This window comes from Streptomyces sp. CAU 1734 (genome assembly GCF_039888735.1).
GTDB lineage: Bacteria > Actinomycetota > Actinomycetes > Streptomycetales > Streptomycetaceae > Streptomyces.
This window is the reverse complement of sequence record NZ_JBDQQP010000001.1, coordinates 491,297-507,121: the sequence shown is the minus strand read 5'-3', so window position 1 is coordinate 507,121 and position 15,825 is coordinate 491,297. Positions and strand designations below refer to the sequence as shown.

Genomic DNA, 15,825 nt, shown 5'->3' with positions numbered 1-15,825 from the left:
GCGTCCCGCCGCGAACCGGCCCGGGAGAACCCGTGCGCGACCCTCCGCTGAATCCCCCACGACCCGACGGAGTTGTCCCATGCCAGTGCAATGCGCCGAGCCCGCCGCCCCCGCCGATCCGGAGACCGGTTTCGTGACCTTCGGTGTGCTGCGGACGGAGGGGCCCGAGGCCGCCGCCGAGGTGATCACGGTGCTCACCGCCGAGGTGCGGGAGTGGGTGCGGTACACACCCGGCTTCATCTCCTCACGTGTCCACATCAGCGCGGACGGCGCCACGGTGATCAACCGGGGCGAGTGGACCAGCGAGGCCGCCTACCGCACCTCCTTCCGGGAGAATCCCGCCGGGGCCGTGCTGCACGGTCTCGGCAGCCGGCCGGGGGTGATCGGGGCCAGCGTCTTCAGCGGGGTGCCCGCCGAGGGGTTCACCGGTCCCGAGGCGAGTGCGGAGCCGGGTGTCGTGATGGTCGCGACCCGGCATCTGGACGGTCATGAATCGGCTCGGGCGCTGCTGGAACTGCTGTCCCGGAGCGGACAGTGGAAGCGCGAGTTCCCGGGCTTCATCTCCGTGACCCCCTATCTCGGCAGGGACGGCACCACCTTCGTCAGCTATCCGATGTGGGTGAACGAGGCCGCGTACCGGTCCTGGACGGAGGATCCCCGGATCTCCGAGGGACAGCAGGAGGTGGCCCGGCTCGAAGTGGCGCCGCCCGAGTATGTGCTGTGCACCGTGGCGGCGCAGGTGGACGCGGCTCCCCGGGACCCCGGGGCGGCCGTCGGTGCCGGTGGGGTCGGGTAACGGTCGCGGCCCGGCGGGTGTTGCCCGGACATGACGACGATTCCGCTGAACACCGAGAACGGGACGGGTACCGGCACCGCCCCCGTCGCCCGGCGCGACGGGCGGCCGATGACGGCCGGGGAGCTGACCCCGCTGGCCTTCGGGGGGTACGCCCACTTCACCGCCATGCAGGTCCGCGACGGCCGGGTGCGCGCCCCCGATCTCCATCTGGACCGGCTGCGGGACGCCTCGCGGCGGCTCTTCGGCCGCGCCATCCCCGATGACCGGGTGCTGTCCGGTCTGCGGGCGGCCATCGCGGCGGGCCCCGCCGACCTCTCCCTCACCGCCACGGTCTACTCCCCGGCCGGGGAGTTCACGGCGGCCGGGTCCGAGGTGGAGCCGGAGATGCTGGTGCGGCTGGGGCCGCCGTCGTCGGGTCCGGCGGGTCCGCTGAATCTGGCCGTGGTGGAGCACGAGCGCTTTCTCCCCGAGGTGAAGCATGTCGGCGAACCGGCGAAGACCTATCTCCTGCGCGAGGCGGCGGACCGGGGCTTCGACGATGTCGCCTTCACCGACCGCCGGGGCCGGCTCAGCGAGGCGTCCATCTGGAACCTGGTCTTCTGGGACGGCACGGCGGTGGTGTGGCCGGTGGCCGGGATGCTGACGGGCACCACGATGGGCGTGGTCCGCCGCCGGCTGGACGCCCTCGGCGTACCGCAGCGGTCCGAGGAGATCACGCTCGCCGGGCTGCCGGAGCTGCGCGGCTGCGCGGTGATGAACTCCTGGTCGCCGGGGATCCCCGTGCACCGTATCGGCACCGTCCCGCTGCCCGGGGCGCCCGAGTTCGTGGAGGTGCTGCACCGGGCGTTCCGGGCCGAACCGCTGGTCTCGCTCCGAGAGATGCCCCACCGGATCACGGCGTGAGCATGATCAGGGCAACTAGACTGCGCCCGAACGCCGGAGACGAGAGCTGGAGCGCCCTGTGGAGATACTGCTGACCGTGGTGGTCGCCATCGCCATCACCGTTGTCTACCTGCTGCCGACGTACATCGCCTTCTCGCGCGGTGCCAAGAACCGCTGGCTGATACTCGTCATCAATCTGGTCTTCGGCGCATCGCTCATCGGGTGGGGCGTGGCCTTCTTCATGGCGACCCGTACCCCGAAGCCCGCCGCACGCGTGTAGCGGCCCTGCGCCGGGACCGGCTCAGCGGAAGAGCCGGCGCACGGACGCGCCCCCGGCACTGCGCGCCACCGGCCGGGGCCGCGCGGCCGGGGCCGCGTCCAGCAGCACGCGGAAGCGGGCGTTGCTGGCCGCCGCGCCCTTCTCGCCGACCGTGGCCGTCCAGCGCCGGCACTCCGCGTCCACGAAGGTCTCCACGGCGGTCCGGTCCGCCGTGCACCAGTGGGGGAAGCCCGACAGCCAGGCCATGGCCTCCTCGGGGCTGCGCTCGCACTCCATCAGCCGGACCGCCGTGTACGCGGGGTCGATCCAGGACGGGCCGGTCGCGGGCATGGCCCAGTCGATGATGTACGCGACCCCGCCCCGGCCGATCATGATGTTGTGCGGGTTGGTGTCGGTGTGCAGCAGATGGCGTCCGTGCAGGGCGGCGGCCTCGTGCGGATGCAGGAACTCCGCGTACCGGTCGGCGAACCGGGGCAGGGGCAGGTCCGGGACCCGCAGGGCGGGGATTCTGCGCAGGGTGCGCGCGACCGCGTTCAGATCCCGGCTGCCGGGTCCCAGATCGGCGTGGCGGCCCTCGATGTGGACGAAGGCGAGACATCGCCAGCCCGCCGCCGCGAAGGTGTGGCGGATCGAGGGGCCGATGCCGCGCACGGTGCGGTTGACCGACTCCTCCCACCGTAAGGCGGCGAGCTCCGCGTGGTCGCTCTCCCGCACGCCCTTGAGGAAGAGCATGCCGTGCGCGGTGGTGGACAGGGTGAGGGCCAGCGAGCAGTTGAGGCCCTCCGGGACGACGACCGCCGATGTCACCCGTCCCGTACGCCGCTCCACGGCCGTGCGCAGCTCCTCGGGCAGCGCCTCCCAGTCGACTCGCTCGGACATGTGCTGCCTTTCGTGACGGCCGGGTTGAGAGGCGGGGGTGGGGAAACGACGTTACCCCCGCCGGGCCGGCCACTACTTCTGTGTGACACCGCACTTGCGGCAGCGCTGCTTTCCGCTCCAGCCCACCCATTCGTGGTCGCATTCCCTCAGAACCCACGGTTTCATATCCGGTTTCCTCCCTGGACCGCGTTCCACGGCGCCGGCTGTTCGCGGCTGTGGCCCGGACGGCCCTTCACTCGTACAGATGGCGGGATCTCCCCTTCGGTCCCCGCCACCAGGGGCCGAAGGCGCCGGCGGAGAGTGGAACCTCCTCCTTCTTCCCCTGTCCGGGCCGCGCTTCACCGTCCGCCGGGCATTTCCTCCGCCGCCGCCGGGGTACCGGCGGCCGGTGGTACAGAAGTTGACGTACGGTCACAAGTGCGCCGTCCACGACCCCGAATGAGCCGGGGATGCCTCCATGCGCCGGAGTGCGTTCCCCCGGGGAGCCCCGGCGGGCCCCGGGAAGCGCCCCGGGGGGTCAGCCCCACCCCCGTCCACCTGCCTGCCGGATGGGACGGCGGCCGGTCGCGCGGCAGGCTTCCCGCCATGACCACCTATCCCGCCCGCGTCATCGCTCTCGCTCTCTCCGCCGCCGCGGTCGCGACCACCGTGGCCGCCGTCACCGGGCCCTCGGCGCGGGCCCGGGAGGCGCCGGGGCCGCGCACGGGTCTCGACTGGCGGCCCTGTGCGGCCGGTACCGGTGCCGGGTCCCGGGAGTGCGCCGAACTCTCCGTGCCCGTCGACTACCGGGATCCCCGCGGGGAACGGCTCACGGTGGCCGTCACCCGGCTGGTGAGCGACCGGCCCGCGGCGCGGCGCGGGACGCTGCTGCTGATTCCCGGCGGGCCGGGCAACTCCGGGACCGCCGAGGTGGCGCGGAAGGGCCCGGCGCTGCGGGCGGAGCTCGGCGGGGCGTACGACATCGTCGGTCTGGATCCGCGCGGGACCGGCGGGAGCACGGGTGCCGCGTGCGGGCTGCCGGCGGAGGACCGCAGACTGGTCAATCTCCGTCCCTGGCCGGCGGCGGACGGTTCGATCGCGGCCGGCACCGAACGCGCGCGGCGCACGGCCGGGGCGTGCGGGCGCGACGGCGGTCCGGTGCTGCGCAGCATCAGCACCCTCAATGAGGTGCGGGACATCGAGAGCTTCCGGCGGGCGCTGGGGGTGGAGAGGCTGTCGGCGGTCGGCACCTCGTACGGGGCCTACGCGGGGGCGGTGTACGCGCAGAAGTATCCGCACCGCACCGATCGCTGGGTGCTGGACAGCAGCGGGGACCCCGATCCGGCCCGGGTCGGGCGCGGCTGGCTGGCCAATATGGCGCGCGGCGCCGAGGACCGGTTCCCCGACTACGCGGCCTGGGCGTCCGATCCGGCCCGGGAGGGGGAGGGGTTGCGGCTCGCGGACCGCGCCGAGGAGGTGCGCCCGCTCTTTCTCGCGCTCGCCGCCGAGCTGGACCGGGCGCCGAAGGAGTCGGCGACTCCCGGGGTGCCGCTCACCGGGAATCTGCTGCGGCAGGCGATGCAGACCGCCCTCCACTCGGACACGGCCTTCCCCGGCTTCACCCGGCTGTTGTCGGCGGCCCGCACCCCCGGTGCGAAACCGGTGCTCCCGGCGGCGCTCGTCGAGCCGTTGACGGAGCGCGAGACGGCCGTCGCCATCGCCGTGGTCTGCAACGACGTGAAGTGGCCCGGGTCGGTCCAGGGGTACGGGCGGGAGGTGGCCGCCGACCGCGCCCGGCACCCGCTGACGGCCGGAATGCCGGTGAACATCACGGCCTGCGCCTTCTGGAAGAACGACCGGCGGGAGAAGCCGGTGCGGATCACCGACCGGGGTCCGTCCAACATTCTGATGATCCAGAATCTGCGCGATCCGGCCACCCCGTACTCCGGCGCCCTGCGGATGCGGGAGGCGCTGGGGGAGCGGGCCCGGCTGGTCTCGGTCGACCGGGGCGGGCACGGTGTCTACCCGGCGGCCGGCTCCGTCTGCGGAAACCGGGCGGTGACCGGGTTCCTGACCACCGGGGAGCGGCCGGCGAGGGATCTGAGCTGCCCCGCCTGACGCCGCGTGCCGTCCGGGCCCGCTCCCTCAGCGGCCCGGCTCGGCCTTCCTCAGCAGCTCCACCAGGCTGGAGAAGCTGTCCCCGCCGTGTCCGGCCGCCATCCCGCGCCGGAAGAGCGCGGTCACCGTCTCCGGCAGGGTGGTGTCCAGGCCGGCGTCCGCCATGGTGTGCAGGACGTGTTCCGCACTGGCCGTGCCCATCGCCAGCCGGTCCACATCGCCCGCGTGGTCGCCGGCGTCGATGCGTTCCGCGTAGAAGCCGAGGAAGCCCGGCATCACCGACATGGTCTCGGAGGCGTGCGGGAGGATGTCCGCCGCCTTGAGCCCGTGCGCCCCGGCCAGCGCGACCGCCTGCCAGAAGCTGAGCATGGAGGTCCAGAACATGCCCATCCCGATCTGGTACATCAGCGCGGCCAGCCCCGGATCCTCGCCCCGGAAGTCCGTACGGGTGAGGGCCTCCAGCACGGGCCGGTGTTTCTCGAACTCCTCACGCGGGCCGCTGTAGAAGGCCGACGACTCCGGCTTCCCGATGCCGGACGGCGGCACGGTGAGCCCGCCCGCGATCATCACGCCGCCGTGCCCGGCGATCCACCGGGCGCCCTCGCGGGTCTTCTCCGGGGTGTCGGAGCTGAGATTGACGATCACCCGGCCGGCGAGTGATCCGGACACCGGCTCCAAGACCCGGTACATGGCCTCGTAGTCCGTCAGGCTCAGCACCACCAGCTCATGGGCGGTCAGCGCCGCCGCCGGATCGGGGGCGAGCACGGCGCCCCCGGCCACCAGGGCGTCGGCCCGGGACGCGGTCCGGTTCCAGACGGTGACCTCATGGCCCCGGCCGAGAAGGGTGCTCACCATCGCCCGGCCCATGGGGCCGAGTCCGATGACGGTGACGGGCTGCTGCTGCGTACTCATGACGGCCTCCGGTGCGGAAAGGGGCGGATCTGCTGCTTCAACTCACTGAAACGAACGCTCTATTCAGCGCCTGGAGCAGACGGTAGCACCCACTGAAACGAACGCTCTACTCAGTTGCGGGCGGAGGGATTGGGGGAAAGTTGTCCACAGGCTGTGGACAGAATCCGCCGAAAGGACCCGCCGGGGTCAGCGCGGACCGCGCGCCCGCCCCGCGATGGCCGCCTCCACCGCCGCGAGCCGCTCGGCCAGCAGCCCCAGCGCCGCCACCGCCGCGTCCGCCACCGCCTCCGGAGCGCCGGGCGCGGCGGATGACTCCGTACGCCCGTCTCCGTCTCCGCCGCCGGCCGCACCGCCAACGGCGCGGTTACGGACATATGCTGACGTGATCTCGGCCCAGCGCGCCGCACGCGCACCGTCCAGCGTGCCGCGCAGCTCCGCCAGTTTCAGCAGATTGGCCTCCGCGCCCGTGGTCAGCGTCTGCGCCTCGCCCGCGTAATGATCCCCGATCACCGCCGCCAGCTCGGCATCGTTCATCACCGGACTGATGCGCTGCACCATCCTGTTCATGTTCCGGTAGGAGCCCTGGAGCCGGAACGGCGGCTCGGTACGGTGCTCGTCCGCCTGCGCCGCCGACGCGATGTACGCCGCGTTCACCGCCAGCACCGTCTTCCGGGCCGTCAGCACATGGCCCAGCACCGCCACCACCCGGTCGAGCTCCGCCGCCGGGTACGGATGCGCGAGCTCTTCCCGGCGCGCCCCCGGATCCCCCGCCGCCAGCCGCGTCAGCAGCTCCAGATCGGCCCGCTCCCGGCCCGCGAGCGGCGCGAGCACCGGATGGGAGGTCAGCGCGTTCTCCACGAAACTCAGCGCGAACGCCTCCTCCCGGCCCGTCAGCACCTCGCCCAGATTCCACACATCGGCCCGGTTCGCCAGCATGTCCGGGACGGCGAACCGCCGGCCCGACTCGGTGTACGGATTGCCCGCCATGCAGACCGCGAACCGCTTGCCGCGCAGATCCCGCCCGCCCAGGGTGCGGGTCGCGTCGCAGAGCGGGATGAACTTCTGGAGCAGCTCCGGCGAGGTGTGCTGGATGTCGTCCACGTACAGCAGCACGTTGTTCCCCGCCGCGAGCGCGAACTCCACCTTCTCCAGCTCCCGGCGGGCCGCCGCGTCCGGCGCCCGGTCCGGGTCGAGCGAGGTGGTGTGCGCGCCGAGAGCCGGGCCGTCCACCCGGACCAGCAGCAGGCCGAGCCGGTCGGCCACATACTCGATCAGCGTCGTCTTCCCGTACCCGGGCGGCGAGACGAGCAGCAGCAGCCCGCTGCTGTCGGTGCGCCGGGCGTCCCCCGCCGCGCCCAGCTGTTTGGCGAGACTGTCGCCGATCAGCGGCAGATACACCTCGTCCACCAGCCGGTTGCGGACAAAGGCCGACATCACCCGGGGCCGGTGGTCGTCCGGCCGCAGCCGCTCCCGCTCGGCGGCCACCAGCGAGCGCCGCAACTCCTGATACGCGCGGAACCCGGGCACCTCGTGCTCGGCGAACGCGGCCGTACGGGAGAGGAATTCATCCAGCCGCACCGGCAGCGACCCCCGGACGATCCGGGGATGGGAGCCCAGCAGACCGGTGACCGTACCGGTGAGCGGCGCGTCCACCTCGCGGCGCGGCAGCTCCGGACAGAGCTCGGCGGCCACCGCCTCCGCCAGATCGCCGGGGTCGGTCTCCTCGCCCCGGGCCGCCGCCCACGCCGCCAGCCAGCCCTCGGCGATCCGGTGCGCGGAGAGCGGATCGCCCCCGGCGAGCAGGGCGCGCAGATCGGCCTCGTACGGACTCTCCGCGCCCGGAGCCGCCCGGCGGAACTTCTCCAGCAGCGTCCGGGCCGCCGGACCCGACACGAAGGAGCCCCCGCCCTCCGCCAGCTCCTCCACCAGATACCCGGCCGCCTCCGCCGCCGTGCCCGCCGGGACGGCCGGGAAGCCGGCCCCGCCGATCGCCGCCGCCAGCTCGCCGACGAGCGCGTCCAGCGCCGGTGCCGCGCCGAACGACTCGCGCGCCCGCACCAGCGAGACGGCATGCCGGCGCCACCGCTCCCGCTCGGCCGGGCCCGTCCCGTGCACCCAGAAGAGCTGGGCCGCCGCGCGCGCCCCGGCCGGGTGCCGCAGCAGCCCGGCACCCGCGCGCAGCCGCAGCACCAGCCGCAGGATCGCGGCGGTGTCGTGGTCGTGGACACCGCGCTCGTACCCCTCCTCGGGGGCGTCCGCCAGCGCCCGGGCGATCAGCGCCGCCGGCTCGGCACCGGCCACCGCCGCCGGCAGCAGCCGGGCCGCCAGATACTCGGCCCGGCAGACGTCGGCCGACTCCGACGGCAGGGTGCGCGCCCAGTGGCGGCGGGCGGCCGTGAAGCGCGGATCCGTCACCGGGGAGCGGTAGTCGGTTCCCGTCAGCGCGAAGGCCATGCCGTCCGTGCCGTGCGGCACCAGGGTCAGCTCCGGCGGCCGGGTGGTGACCGCGAACCGGTGCCCGCCCAGCCGGATGGTGTCGCCGCCCTCCTCGAAGAGCTCCCGGCGGTCGCGCAGCGCCCGGCCGGCCTCCTGGCGGGCCGCCTTCAGCCGGCCCAGCAGCTCCTCCGCCCGCACCCGGTCGCCCAGGGAGCGCAGCTCCTCGGCCGTGCGGCGGACCCGTACGGCCATCGGATCGGCGGCGAACCACGCGTGCACCTCGTCGGCGCTCTCCAGCGCCGCCGCCCGGCGCCCGATCGCCTCCAGCACCCTCCCCGCCGACTCCGCGAGCCGCTCCGCGCGCCGTGCGCGCTCGTCCCGGAGCGACTGCCCGCGCGCCTCGAACGCCTCCCGCACCTCGGCCCGCCGCTCCGCCACGGCGGTGAGAAAGCCGTCGTGACCGGAGAACCGGGACTCCAGACTCTCCAGCTGGAGCAGGATCGCGGTCAGTCCGCGCTCACAGCTCTCCGGGGTGTCGGCGGCGGCCAGCGCGGCCGTCACCGACTGGGCGAGCAGGGCGGATTCGGCGGCGAAGCCCTCCCGCCCCTCCCGCTCGGCGAGCTCGGCCCGGCGGCCCGCGGCACCGGCACGGGCCCGGTTGAGCACGCCCAGCACCTCGGAGATCCGTTCCAGCACGGCGGTACGGACCCCGGCGTCCGCGATCTCCAGCCCGGTGACGACCTCGCTCAGCGCGCTCAGCCCCGCCGCCCGGCCATCGATCCGCCCGGTCAGCTCCTCGGCGGCGGCGGTGCTCGTGAGCGTCCCCGCCTCGGCGGCCAGCGCCTCCGCGTCCGCCCGCCGGTCGGCGAGACCGTCCGGCCGGCCGATGAAGGCGACGGCCCGGCGGGCGGTCGCGGCGGTGTCGTTCGCCAGGTCCTCGCGCAGGGCGTCGACGGCCGCGACATCCGCGTACGGCAGCTCCCGCAGCCCGGCCAGCCTCCCCTGCGCGCCGCGGAGTTCGGTGATCCGCGCCACCCACTCCGCCGCGCCGGCGGGTGCCTCGCCGCGGACCCGGCGGACCAGCCGGGCGATGTCCTGCGCGGTGTCGGCGAGGGCCTCGGCCGCCCGCCGGGTCAGATCGCGGACCTTCCCGTATTCGGCCAGCGCCTGCTCGGCGGTGGTCCGCACCTCCAGCAGCGGGGTGAGCAGATCCCCGGCCGCCGCCTCGCCCAGCCAGTGGTGGCGGTCGGCGGCCCGCGCGCAGTCGGCGGCCAGCGACTCGTACACCTCGCTCGTCGGTGCGGTCACCGCGGCCCGCCGCACGATCGCCAGAACCTCGGAGACCCCCCGGACCAGATCGGTGTTGCCGATCCGGGCGAGCGGGCCGGCCGCCGCGGGGGCGGGATGGGTCTCGGAGACGTACGGACTCGTCCAGCTCCGCACCGGATGCAGCCGGGCGGGCTCCCCGTCCGGGGAGCCCGAGAGCGTGGTCAGGGCGCCGTCGGGGAAGAGGGCGTACCCCCGGCAGAAGAGCGGGGCCGCGATCTCCTTGCGGATGGTGCTGTACGGCAGCAGCAGGGTTCGGCTCCCGGCGGGGGAGCGGAAGGCGAAGAGGATCTCGTCACCGCCCGGGGAGCGCAGCACGCGCTCGTACACCAGGCCGTCCACCGGTTCGGTGTCGAAGACGCGCACGGTGCCGTCGGCGAGGAGCGAGCCGCCGGGGAAGACGATGCCCTGCTCGTCGGGGAGGGCACGGCAGGACTGCCCGATCCGGTCGAGCCGGACCGCCGACCCGGTGAGGGTGTTGACCACCAGATGGCGCACGGTGTCCTCGCGGTACGGGCGCACCCGGAGCAGCAGCAGCGGCCCGACCCTCGCGTACGCCATCTCCGCGTCGGCCAGCGCCTGGAGCGGGTCCTCGACCGGCTCGCGGTGGATCTCCGCGGCCGATTCGGGGTCCTCGCCGACGGTGAGGACGAGGAAGCCGCCGGTGGTGGCGGCGTGGACCGTCCCGCCGTCGAGCCGCACCCGCGGCCGGGGCCCGGCCGGATGGTCGTCCCGGGTGGTCCCGGTCCAGACGACGTCGTACGGCGGCGGCAGCACATCGTCCCGCTCGCCGCGCGCGTCCATGAAACGGACCGCGCCGGCCGGGGTGATCTCCCAGCGCAGTACGCGGATGTCCTTCTCGCCGGTGTGGAAGACGGCGAGCACCCTGGTCTCGGTGGCGCGCAGCCGGCCGAGCCGGGCGCCCTGGAAGTAGCGGCAGAGCGAGGCGAACTCGGTGCGGAAGGAGGGGTCGTCCAGGAGCCCGGGGACGGCGTCCTCGGGCAGCGGCTCCGGGTCGGCGCCGGCCCCGGGGCGGTGCAGCGAGAAGATCTCACCCGGTTCGGTGCCCGGGGTCAGCCCGTCCGGCAGATCCCGGCCGAGGAGCAGCAGTCCCCCGACCGCGGCGAGCCCGCGCGGCAGGCCGGGCACGGCGGCGCCGAGATGACCGGAGCCCGCGAGCGCCAGTTCGCCCGATCCGAACGCCCCGGCACGGGCGGTGTTCAGCGCCTCGGCCCGGCGGCCCAGCTCGGCGGCGCGGCGGTGGAGCCGGTCACGCAGGACGTCATGGGCGTCAGCGTCCATACCGGGTTGCACAGTTCTGCTCCCTCGACGGGTGAGTGGTGGTGGTGAGAGGGGCGGGGCGGCCCCCGTGTCCGCGCCCGCCCCCGGTGTGTCCGCAGCCGCCGCCCCCCGCGCGGCGGCTGCGAAGCGGTCAGCCCTCCGCGCCGTTGAGGGAGGCGAGCGGGGCGTCGGCGGCCGGGTTCGCGGGGATGGTGGTTCCGGCGCCGGTGCTCGGGGTGATGGTGGTCGCGGTGACGGGGCCGCTGTCGGTCACGCCCAGCCGCTCGGCGGCCTCCAGCAGCCGCCGCAGCCGCTCACCGTCCGGGCCGGCCCCCGCCGCTCCCGTGCCCATCAGCTTCATCAGCAGCGCGGAGACCGTCAGATTCTGCACATCGGAGGTCGAGACCGAGCCGAGAACCGAGGTCAGGTCGTCGGTGAAGGAGGCCGAACCGTCCAGCCAGGGACCGGCCAGCGCCTGCGCGGTACGGGAGTTGTCGACGAACCCGTCCACGCTCTTCCCGAGGCTGATCGACTGCACCAGCCGGTCGAAGAAGACCGACTCGCCGCCGACGATGCTGATGTCCGCGCTCTCCAGCCCGCTCGCCAGCACCGACGCCTGCGCCTCGGCGATCCGCCGGTGCGCCTCCAGCCCGGCGAGCCGGATGTCCTTCTCCGCCGTGAGCCGCAGCCGGTACTCCTCATGGGTGCGGGACGCGTCGTCCAGCAGCGCCATCGCGGCGGCCTTCTCGGTCAGGCCGGCGGCCTCCGCCTTCAGCTTCTCCCCGATCGCGGCGGCCTCGGCGAGTGCCTTCTCCCGCGCGCCCCCGGCCTCGGCCCGGAGCCGTGCGGCCGTTCCCTCCGCCTCGGCCAGGAGCTGCGCCGAGGTCCCCTCCGCCTCGGCCCGCCGGCGCGCGGCCGTCGCCCGGGCCTCCGCCTCGCCCGTCCGCTCGATCGCGTCGGCCTCCTTCTCCCGTACGCGCACGGCCGCCAGCCCCTCCGCGGCCTTCTCCGCCTGGAGCCCCTCCGCCAGCCGGATCCGCGCCCGGGCGTCCATGTCGGCGGCCTTGTTCCGGGCCTCGGCGAGCGTCAGCTCCTCCGCCGCCCGGTGCACCGCCGCGGCCGCCGCCGCCTCGGCCGCCTTGATGTCCTTCACCAGCCGTTCCTGCGCGGCGCCCTCGGCGGCGATGACCAGCGCCTGGCGGTCCCGCTCGGCCGCCTCCACCGCGCGCAGCCGCTTGATGGACTCCTCCTGCTCGGCGACCGTGCGGTCGACCGCCACCCGCTCCCGGATCACCTCGGCGATCTCCCGGCGCTCGGCCTCCACCTCCTTCTCGGCGGAGATCCGCGACAGATCGGTCTCCCGCTCCCGGGCGATGACCTCCAGCAGCCGGTCCTTCTCGATCCGCTCGCTCTCGATGGCGATCACCCGCTCACGGTTCTTCGCCGCGACCGCGATCTCGCGGGAGTGGTTCTCCCGCTGCACCCCGAGGGCCTCCTCGGTCTTCAGGAACGCGGCCTGCGCCCGCAGCCGCTCCTCCTCCACCACCCGGGCGGTCTCGGCCTCCTCCCGGGCCCGTACGGTCTCGATCTCGCGCCGCTGCCGGATCTCGGCATCGGCCTGCCGCCGCTCCAGCTCCAGGATCGCCTCCCGGGCGTCGACGTTCTGCCGGGTGATTTCCTTCTCCTCGTGGCGCTGGTACTCATTGGTGCGCACATGCTCGACCGCGGTCAGCTCGGTGATCTTCCGGATGCCCTGGGCGTCGAGGATGTTGCTGCTGTCGAGCTGGGCGAGCGGAGTCTGTTCGAGCTGGTCGATGGCGGCGTCCTCCAGGCTGTAGCCATTGAGGTCGGTGCCGATGACCTGGATGATCCGGTCCCGGAACTCATTCCGCTTGGTGTAGAGATCGGTGAAGTCGAGCTGTTTGCCGACGGTCTTCAGCGCCTCGGAGAACTTCGCGTTGAAGAGCTCCTGGAGGGTGGACTGGTCGCTGGCGCGGGCCGTTCCGATGGCCTGGGCGACCTTGATGACGTCCTCCGCGGTCTTGTTGACGCGGACGAAGAACGAGATCCGGATGTCGGCGCGGATGTTGTCCCGGCAGATGAGCCCGTCGCGGCCGGTGCGGGAGATCTCGATGGTCTTCACCGAGATGTCCATGACCTCGGCCTTGTGGAGCACGGGCAGGACGACCTGCCCGGTGAAGGTGACGTCCACCTTCCGCATCTTCGAGACGATCAGGGCCTTGCCCTGCTCCACCTTGCGGAAGAGCCGGCCGACGACGAGGACCAGGGCGACGGCGATGAGCAGGACCACGGCGACGAGCACGCCGAGGCCCAGGGAGATGGCATCCATGTGAAACCCCTGTGGTGCGGATGGGAGCCCGCCGGCGGCACGGGTGCGGCACGGGCGCGGAAGGTCGGTGCGGGTACGGGGGCGTACGGGCGGGGATGTACGGGCCGGGCCGGGTGAGCCGGGGGCGTCCCCCGTGCTCCCCCGCGGTGCCCGGAACCGTCAGGCGGTCGGGTCGAGCGCCGTGTCGAACGGCGCGACCCAGAAGAACTCCCCGGCCTCGTCGTACGCGTAGAGGAGCCCGGTGCCGCCGAGGGCGAGCGCGGCGTCGGATTCGCTCCGGCGCACCTGCACCACGGCCGCGGAGCCGTCCCGGGCCCGTACCTCCGCCTGGCCGAAGACGCCGTCGACCCGTCCGGTGCGGATCACACAGGTCTGCCCGATGAAGTCCTGTCGGGACGGCCCGGGTTCGTCGGGGAAGAGCTTGGCCAGCGGCCGGATGATCAGCCGGGTGGCGCGGAGGGAACACCAGAGCGCGGTGGGCAGCAGCAGCGCGCCCAGGAGATGCCCGGTCGCGGATCGGCCGCCGTCCGGCAGCAGGAGGGAGCCGGTGAGGCTGAGGAACCAGGCGATGGCGATGAGCAGCGATCCGGCCACCGAGACGGGCACTCCGCCGAGACCGAACGCGCCGGCGTTCACATCGGCGTCGAAGCCGTCGTGCTCGGCGGCGCCGATGACGACCAGCAGCCAGAAGACGACGACGACCACGAGCGCGGCGGTGAAGAGCACCGTCGGGAACCCGGCGAGAGCGTTGATGAACCGTTCCATTGCCCGTCCCCCCACTGCTCGATGACCACGGCACCGCGGTGCGGCGGCCATACGCCCGCCGCCACCGGAACTTTCCGTTCCCCGGCAGGGAGGGTGTTCTCCACGCCCTGCACTCCGGCTGCCCGCTGCATCGTGGCAGAGGTGAACGGAGGTTCGCACTGCCGTAATCCGGCAATCTTTACGCGCTCTTAATGCCGGGCACCGCCCCCGGTGGACATGGCACCCTGGGGCGCGGAGGCGTCAGGAACGCGTTAAGAAGCGGGGGATGGTCATGGCGGTCGAGCGGATATCCGAGGAGTATCTGGAGGGGTATACCCAGATCCTGGCCAATGCCTGCGCGACCGGCCGGCGGCTGACCAGGGACGAGCTGGAGTCGCTGCGCACCCGGGGGGAGCGGGCGGCGGAGGCCGGTGTCGGACTGCGTCCGCTGGTACGCGCCCAGCTCGCCACCGCGCGGGAACTCGGCCCGGAGCTTCCGCTTCCGGCCACCGGCCATCTGCTCACCGCGCTGGAACAGGCCGTGGACGCCTTCGCCGAGGGCCATGAGCGGGCCCAGCGCCTCGCCGTCCGCCGGGAGGAGGCGGCCCGCCGGGAGTTCATCGACGATCTGCTGCACGGCCGCAGCGACCTCGGCCGGCTCGCCGAACGCGCGGTCCGGTTCGGCCTGCTGCTCTCCCACGCGCATGCGGTGGCCGTGGCCCAGGGGCCCGAGCCGTACGACGACGGCTTCCCGGTCACGCGCGGGATCGAGTCCGCGCTCCGGGCCCGCTTCGGGAACCGGCGGATCCTGCTCACCACCAAGGAGGGCCGGCTGATCTGCATCGCCCCCGGTGACCACGGTGATGTGCTCAACTTCTTCGCCAAGCAGGCGTACGCGGCCACCGGCGGCGGCCGGGTGGCCATCGGCCGGGCGCACTCGGGCGCGGGCGGGGTGGTCCACTCGTACGAGGAAGCCCTCAACGCCCTCGATCTGGCCGCCAGGATGGCGCTGGAGGCGCCGGTGCTGCACGCCGCCGATCTGCTGGTCTATCCCGTGCTCACCCGGGACCGGCAGGCCATGTCCGACCTGGTGACATCGGTGCTCGGCCCGCTTCAGCAGGCACGCGGCGGGGCCCGGCCGCTGCTCGACACGCTCAGCGCGTACTTCGACACCGGGTGCGTGTCGGCGGAGGCGGCCCGGCGGCTCTCGCTGAGCGTGCGCGCGGTGACCTACCGGCTGGACCGGATCCACCGGCTGACCGGCGCTGATCCGGGAAATCCGGTGCACCGCTACACCCTTCAGACGGCGGTGATCGGGGCCCGGCTGCTGGGCTGGCCGGATCAGGAGCTCTAGTACGCCGGCCCGTGCACCCTGTTCCTCCCCTCCCCGGCCGGCCCGGGGAGGCCGTCACACATCCTTCCAACACGCCTCCCGGAGGGGAAACATGAGAATGTCCCCATGAAGGAGGCTCCCTGAATGAGTGTTCTCTCATTCAAGATCCATTGACTTGGACATTGCCAACTCTTAACTTCCAGGAAACGGAAGTGCGGCCCCCCAGCCGCAGCCCCGAACAACCGGAGGTCCGCAATGGAACAGCTCATCAAGAAGATGGCCCAGGACGACATCTGGCAGGCATGGAACTCCGCCAATTCGGCGAGTGCCGGAGACAAGACCGGTTGTATCAGCGCGAGCGCCAAGGCGGGTTGTATCAGCGCCGCGCCCAAGGCCGGCTGCATCTCCTGAACGGCCGCCTGACCGGTTGAACGGGTCCGGACGGCGGACTTCCCCACCGCCGCCCGGACCCGTCGGCCCCCGGCCGTCCGATCCGCTCCTCTGACGGG

General features: G+C 73.4%; 11 protein-coding genes. 6 read left to right on the top strand and 5 right to left on the bottom strand.

The window, feature by feature from the left end; genetic code table 11:
• Positions 1-79 precede the first annotated feature (79 nt).
• The 3 genes from AAFN69_RS02065 to AAFN69_RS02055 are packed head-to-tail and all read left to right on the top strand — an operon-like array spanning position 80 to position 1,958.
• Positions 80-796, top strand: a complete 717-nt coding sequence (locus tag AAFN69_RS02065) for an antibiotic biosynthesis monooxygenase (protein ID WP_347726459.1) — start codon at positions 80-82, stop codon at positions 794-796.
• A gap of 30 nt (positions 797-826) precedes the next feature.
• On the top strand, positions 827-1,699 hold the full coding sequence (locus AAFN69_RS02060; RefSeq protein ID WP_347726458.1) for an aminotransferase class IV family protein: 873 nt from the start codon (positions 827-829) through the stop codon (positions 1,697-1,699).
• Positions 1,700-1,757: 58 nt separating this feature from the next.
• Positions 1,758-1,958 (top strand): superinfection immunity protein, encoded by a 201-nt coding sequence (locus tag AAFN69_RS02055; protein WP_347726457.1) that lies wholly within the window; start codon positions 1,758-1,760, stop codon positions 1,956-1,958.
• 21 nt (positions 1,959-1,979) lie between these two features.
• On the opposite strand, the gene AAFN69_RS02050 is transcribed toward AAFN69_RS02055, so the two are convergent.
• Positions 1,980-2,837 (bottom strand): phosphotransferase, encoded by an 858-nt coding sequence (locus AAFN69_RS02050; RefSeq protein ID WP_347726456.1) that lies wholly within the window; start codon positions 2,835-2,837, stop codon positions 1,980-1,982.
• Between the two features lie 585 nt (positions 2,838-3,422).
• On the opposite strand from AAFN69_RS02050, the gene AAFN69_RS02045 reads away from it, so the two are divergent.
• Complete coding sequence (locus tag AAFN69_RS02045) at positions 3,423-4,934, top strand: alpha/beta hydrolase (protein ID WP_347726455.1); 1,512 nt, start codon at positions 3,423-3,425, stop codon at positions 4,932-4,934.
• Between the two features lie 27 nt (positions 4,935-4,961).
• On the opposite strand, the gene AAFN69_RS02040 is transcribed toward AAFN69_RS02045, so the two are convergent.
• The 4 genes from AAFN69_RS02040 to AAFN69_RS02025 all read right to left on the bottom strand — a co-directional run bounded on the left by AAFN69_RS02040 (position 4,962) and on the right by AAFN69_RS02025 (position 14,004).
• Positions 4,962-5,846, bottom strand: a complete 885-nt coding sequence (locus AAFN69_RS02040; RefSeq protein ID WP_347726454.1) for an NAD(P)-binding domain-containing protein — start codon at positions 5,844-5,846, stop codon at positions 4,962-4,964.
• A 186-nt stretch (positions 5,847-6,032) separates the two neighbouring features.
• Entirely contained in the window at positions 6,033-10,910 is a 4,878-nt protein-coding gene (locus tag AAFN69_RS02035; RefSeq protein WP_347726453.1) for a DNA repair ATPase, read from the bottom strand.
• Between the two features lie 130 nt (positions 10,911-11,040).
• A complete protein-coding gene (locus AAFN69_RS02030; protein WP_347726452.1) occupies positions 11,041-13,239 on the bottom strand; it encodes an SPFH domain-containing protein in 2,199 nt (732 codons plus the stop codon).
• Between the two features lie 159 nt (positions 13,240-13,398).
• On the bottom strand, positions 13,399-14,004 hold the full coding sequence (locus tag AAFN69_RS02025; RefSeq protein ID WP_347726451.1) for a hypothetical protein: 606 nt from the start codon (positions 14,002-14,004) through the stop codon (positions 13,399-13,401).
• Positions 14,005-14,275: 271 nt separating this feature from the next.
• Here AAFN69_RS02025 and AAFN69_RS02020 point away from each other — a divergent pair, with 271 nt between their 5' ends.
• Entirely contained in the window at positions 14,276-15,337 is a 1,062-nt protein-coding gene (locus AAFN69_RS02020) for a helix-turn-helix domain-containing protein (RefSeq protein ID WP_347726770.1), read from the top strand.
• Positions 15,338-15,571: 234 nt separating this feature from the next.
• Positions 15,572-15,727, top strand: a complete 156-nt coding sequence (locus AAFN69_RS02015; RefSeq protein ID WP_347726450.1) for a hypothetical protein — start codon at positions 15,572-15,574, stop codon at positions 15,725-15,727.
• The last annotated feature ends 98 nt before the right edge of the window (positions 15,728-15,825 follow it).